The sequence below is a fragment of the Pseudomonas sp. GW821-FHT09C10 genome (assembly GCF_059418085.1).
The window spans coordinates 316,252-329,828 of sequence record NZ_JBWKPE010000005.1 but is presented as its reverse complement, the minus strand read 5'-3'; the positions used below and the strand labels follow the sequence as shown (position 1 = coordinate 329,828).

Annotated in this window: 14 protein-coding genes; 9 read left to right on the top strand and 5 right to left on the bottom strand. The window is 61.8% G+C overall.

From position 1 onward, the window contains the following. The gene (locus tag AC07OT_RS13020) at window positions 1-2,043 is read right to left on the bottom strand and encodes a S9 family peptidase (RefSeq protein WP_495108236.1); all 2,043 of its coding nucleotides are present in this window, start codon (window positions 2,041-2,043) and stop codon (window positions 1-3) included. Window positions 2,044-2,067: 24 nt separating this feature from the next. On the opposite strand from AC07OT_RS13020, the gene AC07OT_RS13015 reads away from it, so the two are divergent. The 3 genes from AC07OT_RS13015 to AC07OT_RS13005 are packed head-to-tail and all read left to right on the top strand — an operon-like array spanning window position 2,068 to window position 3,962. Next, the gene (locus AC07OT_RS13015; protein WP_495108235.1) at window positions 2,068-2,601 is read left to right on the top strand and encodes an MFS transporter; all 534 of its coding nucleotides are present in this window, start codon (window positions 2,068-2,070) and stop codon (window positions 2,599-2,601) included. 30 nt (window positions 2,602-2,631) lie between these two features. Next, entirely contained in the window at window positions 2,632-3,408 is a 777-nt protein-coding gene (locus AC07OT_RS13010) for a class II glutamine amidotransferase (RefSeq protein ID WP_065928175.1), read from the top strand. Between the two features lie 11 nt (window positions 3,409-3,419). Next, window positions 3,420-3,962, top strand: a complete 543-nt coding sequence (locus AC07OT_RS13005; RefSeq protein ID WP_027604263.1) for a DUF2937 family protein — start codon at window positions 3,420-3,422, stop codon at window positions 3,960-3,962. A gap of 34 nt (window positions 3,963-3,996) precedes the next feature. Here the strand turns inward: AC07OT_RS13005 and AC07OT_RS13000 are convergent, their stop codons facing one another. Continuing rightward, window positions 3,997-4,911 carry a LysR family transcriptional regulator gene (locus AC07OT_RS13000; RefSeq protein WP_495108234.1) on the bottom strand — a complete coding sequence of 305 codons (915 nt, stop codon included), beginning with the start codon at window positions 4,909-4,911 and terminating at the stop codon, window positions 3,997-3,999. Between the two features lie 175 nt (window positions 4,912-5,086). Here AC07OT_RS13000 and AC07OT_RS12995 point away from each other — a divergent pair, with 175 nt between their 5' ends. The 4 genes from AC07OT_RS12995 to AC07OT_RS12980 all read left to right on the top strand — a co-directional run bounded on the left by AC07OT_RS12995 (window position 5,087) and on the right by AC07OT_RS12980 (window position 8,075). After that, entirely contained in the window at window positions 5,087-5,827 is a 741-nt protein-coding gene (locus AC07OT_RS12995; protein ID WP_495108233.1) for a 5-oxoprolinase subunit PxpA, read from the top strand. After that, window positions 5,824-6,528 carry a 5-oxoprolinase subunit PxpB gene (gene pxpB / locus AC07OT_RS12990; protein WP_065938934.1) on the top strand — a complete coding sequence of 235 codons (705 nt, stop codon included), beginning with the start codon at window positions 5,824-5,826 and terminating at the stop codon, window positions 6,526-6,528. Before AC07OT_RS12995 ends, pxpB begins: the two co-directional genes overlap by 4 nt. After that, a complete protein-coding gene (locus AC07OT_RS12985) occupies window positions 6,525-7,436 on the top strand; it encodes a 5-oxoprolinase subunit C family protein (RefSeq protein ID WP_495108232.1) in 912 nt (303 codons plus the stop codon). The genes pxpB and AC07OT_RS12985 overlap by 4 nt, the downstream gene beginning before the upstream one ends. A 96-nt stretch (window positions 7,437-7,532) precedes the next feature. Further along, a complete protein-coding gene (locus AC07OT_RS12980; RefSeq protein WP_495108231.1) occupies window positions 7,533-8,075 on the top strand; it encodes a hypothetical protein in 543 nt (180 codons plus the stop codon). Between the two features lie 42 nt (window positions 8,076-8,117). Here AC07OT_RS12980 and AC07OT_RS12975 read toward each other — a convergent pair whose 3' ends face one another. From AC07OT_RS12975 to AC07OT_RS12965, 3 genes are all read right to left on the bottom strand, one after another. Then, window positions 8,118-9,296 carry a vWA domain-containing protein gene (locus AC07OT_RS12975; RefSeq protein WP_024074064.1) on the bottom strand — a complete coding sequence of 393 codons (1,179 nt, stop codon included), beginning with the start codon at window positions 9,294-9,296 and terminating at the stop codon, window positions 8,118-8,120. Continuing rightward, window positions 9,296-10,141, bottom strand: coding sequence for an AAA family ATPase (locus AC07OT_RS12970; protein ID WP_065938937.1), 846 nt, complete (start codon window positions 10,139-10,141; stop codon window positions 9,296-9,298). Before AC07OT_RS12970 ends, AC07OT_RS12975 begins: the two co-directional genes overlap by 1 nt. Before the next feature lie 100 nt (window positions 10,142-10,241). After that, window positions 10,242-11,318 (bottom strand): AsmA family protein, encoded by a 1,077-nt coding sequence (locus AC07OT_RS12965; RefSeq protein WP_108574006.1) that lies wholly within the window; start codon window positions 11,316-11,318, stop codon window positions 10,242-10,244. Between the two features lie 129 nt (window positions 11,319-11,447). Between AC07OT_RS12965 and cysK the strand changes: the two genes are divergently transcribed. Both cysK and AC07OT_RS12955 read left to right on the top strand, forming a co-directional pair. Further along, window positions 11,448-12,422 (top strand): cysteine synthase A, encoded by a 975-nt coding sequence (gene cysK / locus AC07OT_RS12960; protein WP_065938939.1) that lies wholly within the window; start codon window positions 11,448-11,450, stop codon window positions 12,420-12,422. Between the two features lie 127 nt (window positions 12,423-12,549). Further along, on the top strand, window positions 12,550-13,488 hold the full coding sequence (locus tag AC07OT_RS12955; protein ID WP_115485916.1) for an aspartyl/asparaginyl beta-hydroxylase domain-containing protein: 939 nt from the start codon (window positions 12,550-12,552) through the stop codon (window positions 13,486-13,488). Window positions 13,489-13,577 lie beyond the last annotated feature (89 nt).

Genomic DNA, 13,577 nt, shown 5'->3' with positions numbered 1-13,577 from the left:
TTAAACCAGCCCCAGCGCCTTGAACACAAATGCATATTCGAGTGCTACGTCACGTAATCCCTGGTAGCGACCGCTCATCCCGCCATGGCCGGCACCCAGTTCGGTCTTGAGCAACAGCAGGTTGTCGTCCGTCTTGGTCGCGCGCAACTTGGCCACCCACTTGGCCGCCTCCCAGTACTGCACGCGGCTGTCGTTGTAGCCGGCGATCACCAGGGTGGCCGGGTAGGCCTGGGCGCTGACGTTTTCGTACGGCGCGTAGGCCTTGATGCGTTCATACACCGCAGGCTCTTCGGGGTTGCCCCACTCGTCGTACTCGGTGATGGTCAGCGGCAATTCCGGGTCGAGCATGGTGTTGAGTACGTCGACAAACGGCACTTCGGCAATCGCCGCCTGGAACAACTCCGGACGCTGGTTGAGCACCGCGCCGATCAACAGGCCGCCGGCACTGCCGCCGCTGATGACCAGTTGCCTGGAGGTGGTCAGGCCCTCGGCGATCAGATGTTCGGCACACGCGATAAAGTCGCTGAAGGTGTTCTGCTTGTGTTCCTGCTTGCCATTGCGATACCAGGCTTCACCCAGTTCGCCACCGCCGCGCACATGCGCAATGGCGAAGGCCACGCCACGGTCCAGCAGGCTCAGGCGCGCATGGGAGAACCACGGGTCGAGGCTTGAGCCATAGGCGCCGTAGCCATACAGGTACAAGGGTGTCGGCTTGCCGAGCTGGTCGCGCTTGACCACCAGGCTGATCGGCACCTGGGTGCCATCGGCGGAGGTGGCCCACAGGCGCTGGCTGACGTAGTCATCGGCATTGAACACGCCGAGTACCGGGGTTTCCTTGAGCACCTGCTGCGCGCCGCTGGCCAGTTCCAGCTGGCGTACCTGGGCCGGGCGGTTCAGGGCTTCGTAGCGCAGGCGGATCTTGTCGCTGACGAATTCCAGGCTGTTTTGCACGTAGAGGCTGTAGGCGGCGTCGGGCAGCTCCACGCGATAGGGCGACAAGCCCTGGGGATGCACTTCGATCACCGGCAGGCCGCCGATGCGCAGGCTCAGGGTCATGGCGCCGGTGTTCAGGCTGACGCCGTCGAGCATCACGTCATCGCTGTGGGGGATCAGGTTCTGCCACTCATCCTCGGTCGGCACGTCGCCAATGTCGGTCGCCACAAACAGGGCGTAGTTGATGCCATCACGGTTGCTGCGGATAAACCAGGTCCACGCGCCATTCAGTTGGCCGTGGTCGACATCGTATTCATGGTCCTCGACCCGTGGCGCCAGGCAGGTGAAGTCCAGGTGCGGCTGGTCGGCATCCAGCGCCCAGACCTCGCTGGTGGTCTTGCTGCCGAGCGAGAGCAGCAACTGGCGCTCGGAGCTGGAACGGTAGCAATGCAGGAAGAAGCGGCCGTCGGGCTCATGGAACACTTCCTGCGCCGCCGTGCCATCCAGGCGGTAGCGATACAGCTTGTGCGGGCGGTGGGTGTCGTCCAGCTCGCCGAAGAACAGGGTCAGGCTGTCATTGGCCCAGGTCATGCTGCCGTCGCAATCCTGGAACTCCAGTTCGCTGACTTTGCCCGTGGCCAATTCCTTCACGAACAGGGTGTAGATCTCTTCGCCACTGGTATCGAGGCTGTAGGCCAGGCGCTGGTGGTCGGGGCTGATGCTGAATGCGCCGAGGGAAAAGAAGCCGCCGTTGGCCAATACGTTCGGGTCCAGCAACAGCTCTTCGCTGCTGTCGTCCACCTGGTTGCTGTCGTCGGCCGGGCGGCGGCAGCGGTAGTGGCGGGCGTATTCGTCACCGGCGGTGGTGCGCGTGTAATACAGGTACGGGCCCCAGGGGGAGGGCAGGGACAGGTCGGTTTCGAGGATGCGGCCCTTGATCTCCTCGAACAGGGTTTCGCGCAGGGCCTGCTGGTCGGCGAGCTGGGCTTCCTGGAAGGCATTTTCGGCCTTCAGGTAATCAAGGACCTCAACGCTGTCGCGCTCTTGCAGCCAGGCGTACGGGTCCTGGCCTGGGGCTTTACGGGCAATCGGGGCGGTCGATGAAGGCATGGAGCACTCTCTGTCTGGCGGAAGGTGGCAGGCATTGCAGCCGCGACACGCAAAAGCCGTTATCATAGCCGCCTGTTTGCCTACCTTGCCATGGACACCATGACCGAGAACGACTATCTGACCGCTTGGGGCCTTTACGCCTTCGCTGCCTTGGGCTGCCTGTTGGTGTGGTGGCGCATGACCCGCTGGATCTGGCGCTGGCTGCGCGAACCGCTGCAATTGCTGATGGCCGTGCTGTTGTTGAGCCCGACCATCGTCGACCCGGTCAAGACTCAGTTCGCGCCGGCCGTGGCCATCACGGCCCTGGACCTGGTGCTCAAGGTCGGCAATAACGCCTGGCGGGCGATTTCCGATTTGTTCATGTACACCATGATCGCTTTTGGTGTGTACCTCGTGTTTGTGCTGATCCGCTGGCCCATCGAGCGCGCCGCCAACGCCCGCCGTGAGCGCAAGGCCGCCACCGACGCCGCCTTGGCCGCCGAGTCTGTGGATGAAGACGATGAGCCGTTCCGTCGTCCTGCACCGGTGAGCGGTATGCGGGTCGAACCGCGCCTTTAACGTTGTCCGCCCTGCAGCGAGAGCCCTGGCATGTGTGAATTATTGGGCATGAGTGCCAACGTCCCCACCGATATCGTGTTCAGCTTTACCGGGCTGATGCAGCGCGGTGGGCGTACCGGCCCCCACCGCGACGGCTGGGGCATCGCTTTCTACGAAGGCCGTGGCCTGCGCCTGTTCCAGGACCCGGCCGCGAGCAGCGAGTCGGAAGTCGCCTTGCTGGTGCAGCGTTACCCCATCAAGAGTGAGGTGGTGATCGGGCATATCCGCCAGGCCAACGTCGGCAAGGTGAGCCTGGCCAACACCCACCCGTTCGTGCGCGAGCTGTGGGGCCGCAACTGGTGTTTCGCCCACAACGGCCAGTTGGCGGACTTCCACCCCCGCGCCACGTTCTATCGGCCAGTCGGCGATACCGACAGCGAAGCGGCCTTCTGCGACCTGCTCAACCGCGTGCGCGAGGCCTTCCCCGAGCCGGTGGACATCGAACAGATGCTGCCGGACCTGATCGCCGCCTGTGCCGAATACCGCAGCAAGGGTGTGTTCAACTGCCTGCTCAGCGACGGTGACTGGCTGTTTTGCTATTGCTCGACCAAACTGGCGCAGATCACCCGGCGTGCGCCGTTTGGCCCGGCGCGCCTGAAGGATGTCGACGTGATCGTCGATTTTCAGGCCGAAACCACCCCCAATGATGTGGTGACGGTGATCGCCACCGAGCCGTTGACCGACAACGAAAACTGGACCCGCTACGAACCGGGCCAATGGAGCCTGTGGCGACGCGGTGAATGCGTCAGCCAGGGCGTTACCGAGTAAGGATATCGACCATGTTGCTCAGTTATCTGCGGTTGGTGCTGTTTGCCATTGGCCTGTTGGTCGGCGTGCAAGTGCCGGGGTTTATCAACGACTATGCCAAGCGCGTCGAAGCCCACCTGATCGAGGCCCAGACCGGCCTGAGCGGGTTTGAAACCACCGCGCGGCAGTTCTTCAACGGTGACTTGAAGGCCTTGGTGGCGCATTACCGCGCCAGCGACGATCCGGTGTTCCAGAGCGACGCCAACAGCCTGGGCGCCATGCTTGACCGCCAGGTGGCATTGGACAAGCAATTCCAGGCCATGCAAGGCCCGTGGTACATCCGTGCCCTGCAAGTGGCGGTGGCCGCCGACCCGGATATCCGCCTGGAGACCTGGAACGGCTACAGCTACCAGATTCTGCTGACCCCCGAAGCCATGGGCTGGGGCCTGGGCGGGGCGATGCTGCTGTCGTTTGGCCTGGAGTGCCTGTTCCGCCTGATCGACTGGGTGGTGCTGGGTGGCAAGCGCTTGCGCCAAAGCCGGCCAATCGAAGAGCGGGACCTGAAAGGTCTCTAAAGACCGGCACAAATCCAGTTTTAATCGAGTTTCGTCAGGGGGTCAGCACCATCCGCTCTTCGCCGACTTCCTCGGCATAGCGGGTAACGACCTGCTGGCACAGCCCGACAATCTCCTCCACCAATTCCACCCCCACGCGCCACGACACCACCACCTGCAGGTTCGGCAGTTTCTGCGCCATCGGCAACATCACCAATTCGCCACGCGCCAGTTCTTCCCTGACCAGCACCGGCGGCAGTGCACCAATCCCGAAGCCATCGCGCAACAACCGGGTAATCGCCGACACCGAGTTCACGCAGTTCATCCGTGGCGCGGCCACGCCGTTGGCTTGCATCAGGCTGATGACGTCCTGGTGCGGGTGGGAGTTTTTCGAGTAGGTGATGATGCGCTCCTGGGCCAGTTCGGCGAGGGAGGCGTAGTCGCGGTTGTAGATCGACTGGCTGGCGACGATCCAGGCCATGGGATGGCTGGCCAGCTCCAGGCTGCGCACGGTTTCCAGGCGCAGCAGGTCGGTTTGCAGGATCAGGTCGAGAAAGCCTTTTTGCAGCTGATCGCTGAGGTTAAGCGCGGTATCGGCGACCAATTCGATTTCCACCAATGGGAAATGGTCCATCAGTTCCGCCACCAACGGGCTGAGCCAGGTGTGGATCACCGTGTCCATCGCACCGATGCGAATGCGCCCGACCTTGCTGCTGGTGGTTTCCAGGGACTGTTTCAGGCCCTGCATGGTCACCATCATTTGCTCGGCATAATCGAGCACCTTCAAGCCTTCCGGGGTCAGGCTGACGCCCCGGGAGTCGCGCAGGAACAGCTTCACCCCCAGCTCGCTTTCCAGCACGGCGATGCGGCTGGAGATCGAGGCCTGGGTGGTGAACAGCTTCTCCGCAGTCAGGCGGAAGCTCTTGAGCTTGGCCACCCAGACGAAGGTTTCGAGGAACTTCAAATTCATGGGATCAACTTTTTCTTATGCATGGATCGGTTTTTATTAGTTGGACGCCGCACCGGGCAAACGCCAAAAATCAGGCTATTCCACGATAAGCGCCGTTGGGGTGTCAGGACAAGTTGCGAGTTCTGCGTAAAAAATCCCACACTACAAAAAAACAAAGCCTACAGGAGCAACCAGCGTGAGCCGTCTGCTATTGAATTGCGACATCGGCGAGAGCTTCGGCAACTGGACCATGGGTCTGGACGCCGAGGTCATGCCGTTCATCGATTGCGCCAACGTGGCCTGCGGCTTTCATGCCGGCGATCCGAGCATCATGCGCAAGACCGTCAGCCTGGCCCTCAAGCACGGTGTACAGGTGGGCGCACACCCGGCGTACCAGGACCTGCAAGGCTTCGGCCGCCGCTCCATGGCCTACACCCCCCAGGAAATCCAGGACCTGCTGCATTACCAGATCGGCGCCCTCGACGGCATCTGCCGTGCCCAGGGCGGGCGTGTCAGTTACGTCAAGCCCCATGGCGCGATGTACAACGACATGATGGCCAACCCGGCGCAACTGCGTGCAGTGATCGAGGCCGTGGCCGCGTATGGCGACCTGCCGCTGATGCTGTTGGCGACCCGCGACAACAGCGCGGCCCAGGCACTGGGCGACGAATACGGGGTGGTCCTGTGGTTCGAGGCCTTTGCCGACCGTGCCTACGACGCCAACGGCCATCTGGTTTCACGTCAATTGCCAGGGGCGGTGCACCATGATCCAGAGGTCATCGTCCAGCAGTCCTTGACCCTTTCCCGTGGCGAACCCCTGACCGCCAGCGATGGCAGCCCGTTGTTATTGCGCGCCAATACCCTGTGCGTGCATGGCGACAATGCCAGTTCGGTCGCCGCCGTAAAGCGTATCCGCGAGGCATTGAAGCCAGCATGAAGCCGCGGATTGAAGTGGTGGCGATCGACTGCCTGATGGTGCGTCTGTTCGAGGTGATCGCCGAAGCCAATATGCCGTGGATGCTCGCCGCCACCCAGCGCTTGCGCAGCGGTTTTGGCGCAGCCCTGGTGGATCTGGTGCCTTCCTACACCACCTTGATGGTGCATTACGACCTCACGGCGTTGAGCCCGGCCCAGGCGAGGGAATTGATCGACCAGGCGCTGACCGACCTGCAACCCCAGGCCCAGGGCAGCGGCCAGTGCCATGTGCTGCCGGTGTGGTACGACCTGAGTGTCGGCCCTGAACTGACATTGCTCGCCCAGCGCAGTGGCGTGGCTGTCGACGACGTGATCCGCCGCCACAGCGCCCACGAATACCAGGTGTTCGCCCTCGGCTTCGCCCCCGGTTTTGCCTTTATGGGGCTGGTGGATGAAATCCTCGCCACCCCGCGCCTGAGCACCCCGCGCCAGCGCGTGGCGGCCGGCAGTGTCGGTATCGCCGAGCGACAGACCGCCGCCTATCCGGTGGTGTCCCCTGGTGGCTGGAACCTCATTGGCCGCACGCCGGCCAAGCTGTTTGACCGCGAGCGCGCTGGCTACAGCCTGATGCAGCCCGGTGACACGGTGCGCTTTGAGTCGGTCAGCCACGCTGAATTTATAAACCTGGGTGGCGATGACACGCCGTTGGAGGCGCAGGCATGAGCCGCTTGATCATCGAGGCCAGCACGCCGCTGTGCCTGCTGCAGGACGCCGGTCGTTTTGGCATGCGCCACCTGGGCGTGACCCAGGGCGGCGCGCTGGATTGGGTGTCGATGTCCTGGGCCAACTGGCTGCTGGGCAATGCGCTGGACGCGCCGGTGGTGGAAATCACCCTCGGTGGCTTTACCGTGCAGGCCGAGGACTATTGCCTGTTGGCGCTGGCCGGCGCGGATCTGGGGGCGTATATCGATGAACGTGCGATCAGCCCCGGGCGCAGTTTTATCCTGCAAAAGGGCCAGCGCCTGCGCTTTACCCAGCCGTTCAGCGGCGCGCGGGCTTACCTGGCGGCCCCCGGCGGGTTTGATGCGCCGGATGTGCTGGGCAGTTGCGCCACGGTGGTACGTGAGGCGCTGGGCGGGCCGGACGGTTTCGGCAAGGCCTTGGCCGAAGGCGGGCGACTGGGCTACTCCGGTACCGGCGGTGGGATGAAAGTGCTGAGCGAACAGGCGCTGCCGGCCAAGGCGCCGCTGGATGTGATCGTCGGCGCCCAAATTGGCCTGTTCAGCGGCCAGAGCCTTTTCGATGCCTTTAACACCGAGTGGACCCTGGACAGTCGCGCCGACCGCATGGGCATGCGCTTGCTGGGCACGCCGTTGCAGTACCAGGGACCGTCACTGATTTCCGAAGGGATTCCGTTGGGTGGCATCCAGGTGCCGCCGGATGGGCAGCCGATCGTGTTGCTCAATGATCGCCAGACCATCGGTGGCTATCCGCGCCTGGGCGCCTTGACGCCGTTGGCGCTGGCGCGGCTGGCGCAGTGTTTGCCGGGAGAAAAGCTGAGGTTGGTGCCGGTGGTGCAGGAAATGGCGCATCGGCAGCATGTGGAGTATCTGCGCCGGTTTTCCCTGTAAAGAAAGCTCCTACGGGAGTGCCAGTGTTTGTCGTCTTCGCGGCTTTAGCGCAGTCATGAAAACCTGAATGGGTTCATCCACTATTCAGGCTTTTCCATGCGCTATTTGAAGATTTTTGCCCAAGATGTACTCGATAACGATGTTCCCGATGTGGTGTACCTGGAATTCTATGACGATTCCAGGACCCCCGCGCTTGTCCATCGAGCCACCGCCTTCGATATCACCGACGACGGCCAGTTCGACTGGATCATTGCGGACGATCTCAATCAGGACGGCATTGTCGACACCGTGGACCGAGAGATGGCCATCGAGTTTGCCCAGCTGTTTCTGGCGTTCGAATGGTTCAGCCTCGACGAACCCTTCGACAAGTACCTGAAGGTATTTGCCGGGGATTTTGATAACAACGGGATTCCCGACACGGTGCGCTTGCACTTTCATCAAGGGGAGGGGGTGCCCCGAGATGAAACCATTGTTTACTCGGCGGCGGTGTACAGCGACGGTAATGGTCGTGGCGCCTCTGTCTCGATCCACCAGGACGTCAACAATGATGGGAAGGTCGACCGTCAGGATTCGGAACTGGTCAAGCGGTTCGCCGCGCTCTTCCTCAAGTTTGCCCGGATCGACCGCGAGCACTGCTGAGTGAGGGACCTGAAGCCGATGTCTTCGGCTACAGGCCTGCCATCACTTGGACAGGAAGCGCATGCCTTCTTCCAACCCGCGCAACGTCAGCGGGTACATCTGATCCTCCACCAACTCCCGCACAATCCCCGTCGACGCGGTATAGCCCCAGGTATCCTTGGGATACGGGTTAATCCAGATCAGCTTCTTGTACTTGGCCATGAAGCGCTGCATCCACACATACCCCGGTTCCTCATTCCAATGCTCGACGCTGCCGCCGGCCTGGGTGATTTCATACGGCGCCATCGATGCGTCGCCGATAAAGATCACTTTGTAATCGGCACCGTACTTGTGCAGCAGGTCCTGGGTGGAGGTGCGCTCGGAGGTGCGGCGCTGGTTGTTCTTCCACACCGACTCGTACACGAAGTTGTGGAAGTAGAAGTACTCCAGGTGCTTGAACTCGGTCTTGCACGCCGAGAACAGCTCTTCGCAGATCTTCACGTGGGCGTCCATCGAACCGCCGATATCGAACAGCAACAGCAGCTTGATGGTGTTGCGGCGTTCCGGGCGCATCTGGATATTCAACAGCCCCGCATCGCGGGCGGTGTGATCGATGGTGCCGTCGATGTCCAGCTCTTCGGCCGCACCCTGGCGGGCGAACTTGCGCAGGCGGCGCAGGGCGATCTTGATGTTGCGGGTGCCCAGTTCCACCTGGTCGTCGAGGTTCTTGTACTCGCGCTGGTCCCAGACTTTTACCGCCTTGCCCTGGCGTTTGCCGGCGTCGCCGACGCGAATGCCTTCGGGGTTGTAGCCGCCGGAGCCGAACGGGCTGGTACCGCCGGTGCCGATCCATTTATTGCCGCCGGCGTGGCGTTCCTTCTGTTCTTCCAGGCGTTTCTTGAATGCCTCGATCAGCTTGTCGAGGCCGCCGAGGGACTGGATCTGTGCGCGCTCTTCGTCGCTCAGCGAGCGTTCGAATTCCTTGCGCAGCCAGTCTTCGGGGATCAGCGCCTGCAGGTGATCGTCGAGCTTTTCCAGGCCATTGAAGTAGGCGCTGAAGGCGCGGTCGAACTTGTCGAAATGCCGTTCGTCCTTGACCAGGATCGCCCGGGCCAAGTAGTAGAACTCGTCCATGTCGGCAAAGGTCACGCGCTGTTTCAGCGCGTTGATCAGGTCGAGCAGCTCGCGCACCGATACCGGGACCTTGGCTGCGCGCATTTCATTGAACAGGTTGAGCAACATTATCGATTACCGCGACGGCTCATGAATGCCAGGCGTTCCAGTAACTGCACGTCTTGCTCGTTCTTGACCAAGGCACCGGCCAGGGGCGGGATGGCCTTGGTGGGGTCGCGCTCGCGCAGCACCGCTTCGCCGATATTGTCGGCCATCAGCAGCTTGAGCCAGTCGACCAGTTCGGAGGTGGACGGTTTTTTCTTCAGGCCGGGGACTTTGCGCACGTCGAAAAACACGTCCAGCGCCTCGCTGACCAGCTCCTTCTTGATGTCCGGGTAGTGCACGTCGACGATTTTTTGCAGGGTGGTGCGGTCGGGGAAGGCGATGTAGTGGAAGAAGCAGCGGCGCAGGAACGCGTCCGGCAGCTCTTTTTCGTTGTTGGAGGTAATGATGATGATCGGGCGCTTCCGGGCCTTGATGGTCTCGTCGATTTCGTAGACGTAGAACTCCATCTTGTCGAGTTCCTGCAGCAGGTCGTTGGGGAACTCGATGTCGGCCTTGTCGATTTCATCGATCAGCAGGATCACCCGCTCCTCGGACTCGAACGCTTCCCAGAGCTTGCCCTTCTTCAGGTAGTTGCGCACGTCGTGCACCTTGTCCACCCCCAGTTGCGAGTCGCGCAGGCGGCTGACCGCGTCGTACTCGTACAGGCCCTGATGGGCCTTGGTGGTGGACTTGATGTGCCAGGTGATCAGCTTGGCGCCGAAGGACTCGGCCAGTTGTTCGGCGAGCATGGTCTTGCCGGTGCCGGGCTCACCCTTGACCAGCAGCGGACGCTCCAGGGTGATGGCAGCGTTGACGGCCAGTTTCAGGTCATCGGTGGCAACGTAGGCCTGGGTGCCTTCGAACTTCATCGGTCATTCCTCGAATTCATCAATGCCCGGACTATACCGCGCGGCCCCGGCGACTGTGAACGCAGACGGGTTATTCAGTCTCTGAATGACCGGTCACGGCTCAATCCGCCGAAGGCTTGGGCTGCTCATAGCGCGCATTGAACGCCTGGATAAAACCATTACGCAAAATCGCCAAAAATGCGGAGAACGCGCTGACATTTTGCTGATGCACGCTGCCACTGAGTTCCACGCGGGTGGCGAACTGGTTCTTTGCCTGGTTCTTCAGTACGGTCTCGCTGGCGCCTACCACGGCCTCCCAGATCGAACGAAAGATGTTCTTGTCCTTGTTCTCCACGTCCTGCTGCCAGTCGAAGACTTCCACGTCGCGCAGCAGCGGCTTGATGTACCCGGTCAACTGACCTTTTTCCGCCTGGGCTTCGATCACCACGTCCCCGGTGCCGGCCTTGAAGTCGAACTTGCCATAGGCCGCGGCGAAGTCGTTCATGCGCTTGAGCTGCAAGTCCCTGGCGCGGAAGCGAAACTCGAAGTTCTCGAAATTGCTCAGCGGGTCGAAGGTGGCGGTGGCTTCCAGCGGAGCCTGGCCTTGCAGCAGGGCCTTGCCGTCGAAGCGCGCGTCGCGCCGGCCTTTGACGTCTACCACATTGGTCAGGTTGTAGAAGCTGGCGTTGACGTCGGTCGCGTCGATCTTCACCACGGGCTTGGAGCTGAAGTTGTGGAAGGCGATCTTGCCGTCTTCAATGCGCACTTCGTCGAGGGTGATGGGGGCCAGCTTACTCAACTGCTCGCGCCAGTCGGTACCCTTACCGGTCTGGGAGGCTTGCTTGTTGGCGCCGCCGTCGACGAAGTTAACCTCGGGCTTGATAAACAGCACTTTGGCCACCACCGCGTGGTCGTACCAGAGAGCGTGCCAGCTCACCGCCAGGTCGATCAGCGGCGCCTTGACGAACGGGACGGGCACCTTGCCGTCGACCTTGACGATCTCCAGGCCGTTGATCCGGTACGCGCCACGCCATAGCGCGAGGTCCACGTCGGTCACCTGGCCGCGGTAATCGCCCATGTCGGCGAGCTTGTCATTCAGGTAGTTACGCACCAGGTAGGGGAGCGCGATGCTCACGGCGACCAGGACCACCAGCAATCCGGCAATGGTCCATAGTGGCCAGCTGTAGCGACGTTTCATGGGGAGAGCCCTCTGTCCATACTGGTGCGGTGGACCCCTGCGGCAGGTGCAACGTTCCTTCGACTGGACGCTTTGCAGCACGAGGCATACCCTTGGAGCCTTTCTGAAAACCGCCTAATAGGACCCGCCATGAGCCGCATTTTTGCAGACAACGCGCACTCCATCGGTAACACGCCCCTGGTTCAGATCAACCGTATCGCACCCCGTGGCGTAACCATCCTGGCCAAGATCGAAGGGCGTAACCCAGGTTATTCGGTGAAGTGCCGCATTGGCGCAAACATGATCTGGGACGCCGAAAGCACCGGCAAACTCAAGCCGGGCATGACCATCGTGGAACCGACTTCCGGCAATACCGGTATCGGCCTGGCCTTTGTCGCCGCCGCCCGTGGCTACAAGTTGCTGCTGACCATGCCGGCGTCCATGAGTATCGAACGCCGCAAGGTGCTCAAGGCTCTCGGCGCCGAATTGGTCCTCACCGAGCCGGCCAAGGGCATGAAGGGCGCCATCGACAAGGCCGGCGAAATCGTTGCCAGTGACCCGGCCACCTACTTTATGCCGGCCCAGTTCGAAAACCCGGCCAACCCGGCCATCCACGAAAAAACCACCGGCCCGGAAATCTGGAACGATACCGATGGCGCCGTGGACGTGCTGGTGGCGGGCGTGGGCACCGGTGGCACCATCACCGGCGTGTCGCGCTACATCAAGAACACCGCAGGCAAGCCGATCCTGTCGGTGGCTGTCGAGCCGATGGTGTCGCCGGTGATCACCCAGGCCCTGGCCGGTGCCGAGATCAAGCCCAGCCCCCACAAGATCCAGGGGATTGGCGCCGGGTTCGTGCCGAAAAACCTCGACCTGTCGATGGTCGACCGCGTGGAACTGGTGACCGACGACGAATCCAAGGCCATGGCCCTGCGCCTGATGCAGGAAGAGGGCATCCTGTGCGGTATTTCCTGCGGTGCCGCCATGGCCGTGGCCGTGCGCCTGGCCGAGAAGCCGGAAATGCAGGGCAAGACCATTGTGGTGATCCTGCCGGACTCCGGTGAGCGCTACCTGTCGAGCATGCTGTTCAGCGATTTGTTTACCGAGCAGGAAAACCAGGCTTGATTTATGTCAGCCGGTCAGCCTGGGCCTTCTGCATAATGGCCCAACTGTTTATCATGGCCGGCTGTCACGTCTGGCCTCCCGTCGCCGGGAGGCTGTTGGCCAGGCGCTTATTTCCAGGAGTTGCTGCATGACCTTTTCTTTGGCCGCCAAACTGTCGGTGTTGTTGCTGTTCATCGGCAGCACGCTGTACGTGCATCTGCGCGGCAAGGCCCGTTTGCCGATGTTGCGCCAGTTCGTCAACCATTCGGCGCTGTTCGCCCCCTATAACGCCTTGATGTACCTGTTTTCGGCCGTGCCGTCCAAGCCGTACCTGGACCGCAGCAAGTTCCCGGAACTGGACGTGCTCAAGGACAACTGGGAAGTGATCCGCGAAGAGGCCATGCACCTGTTCGACGAGGGTTACATCCGCGCCGCCGAAAAGAACAACGATGCCGGTTTCGGTTCGTTCTTCAAGAAGGGCTGGAAGCGTTTCTACCTCAAGTGGTACGACAAACCCCTGCCATCGGCCGAGGCGTTGTGCCCGAAAACCGTGGCGCTGGTGAGCAGCATCCCCAACGTCAAGGGCGCGATGTTCGCGCTGTTGCCGGGCGGCAGCCACCTCAACCCGCACCGTGACCCGTTTGCCGGTTCCCTGCGGTATCACCTGGGCTTGTCCACGCCGAACTCCGACGACTGCCGCATCTTCGTCGACGGCCAGGTATACGCCTGGCGCGACGGTGACGATGTGATGTTCGATGAAACCTACGTGCACTGGGTGAAGAACGAAACCGAGAAGACCCGCGTGATCCTGTTCTGCGACATCGAGCGGCCCCTGAGCAACCGCCTGATGACCCGCGTCAACCGCTGGGTCAGCAAGCAACTGGGCCGCGCCACCGCACCGCAGAACCTCGACGACGAGCGCGTCGGCGGCATCAACCAGGCGTATGCCTGGAGCAAGACCTTCAGCGACAAGTTCAGCGGTGTGGTCAAGCAGTGGAAGCGCAAGCATCCGAAGGCTTACCGCATTGCGCGGCCGGTGCTGGCGGTAGTGGTGTTGGTACTGCTGTGGAAGTGGTTGTTCGGCTGATCTGAAGCGTTAGACGCGGTCAAAATGTGGGAGGGGGCTTGCCCCCGATAGCGGTGGATCAGTCATAGATGTTTTGACTGACATACCGC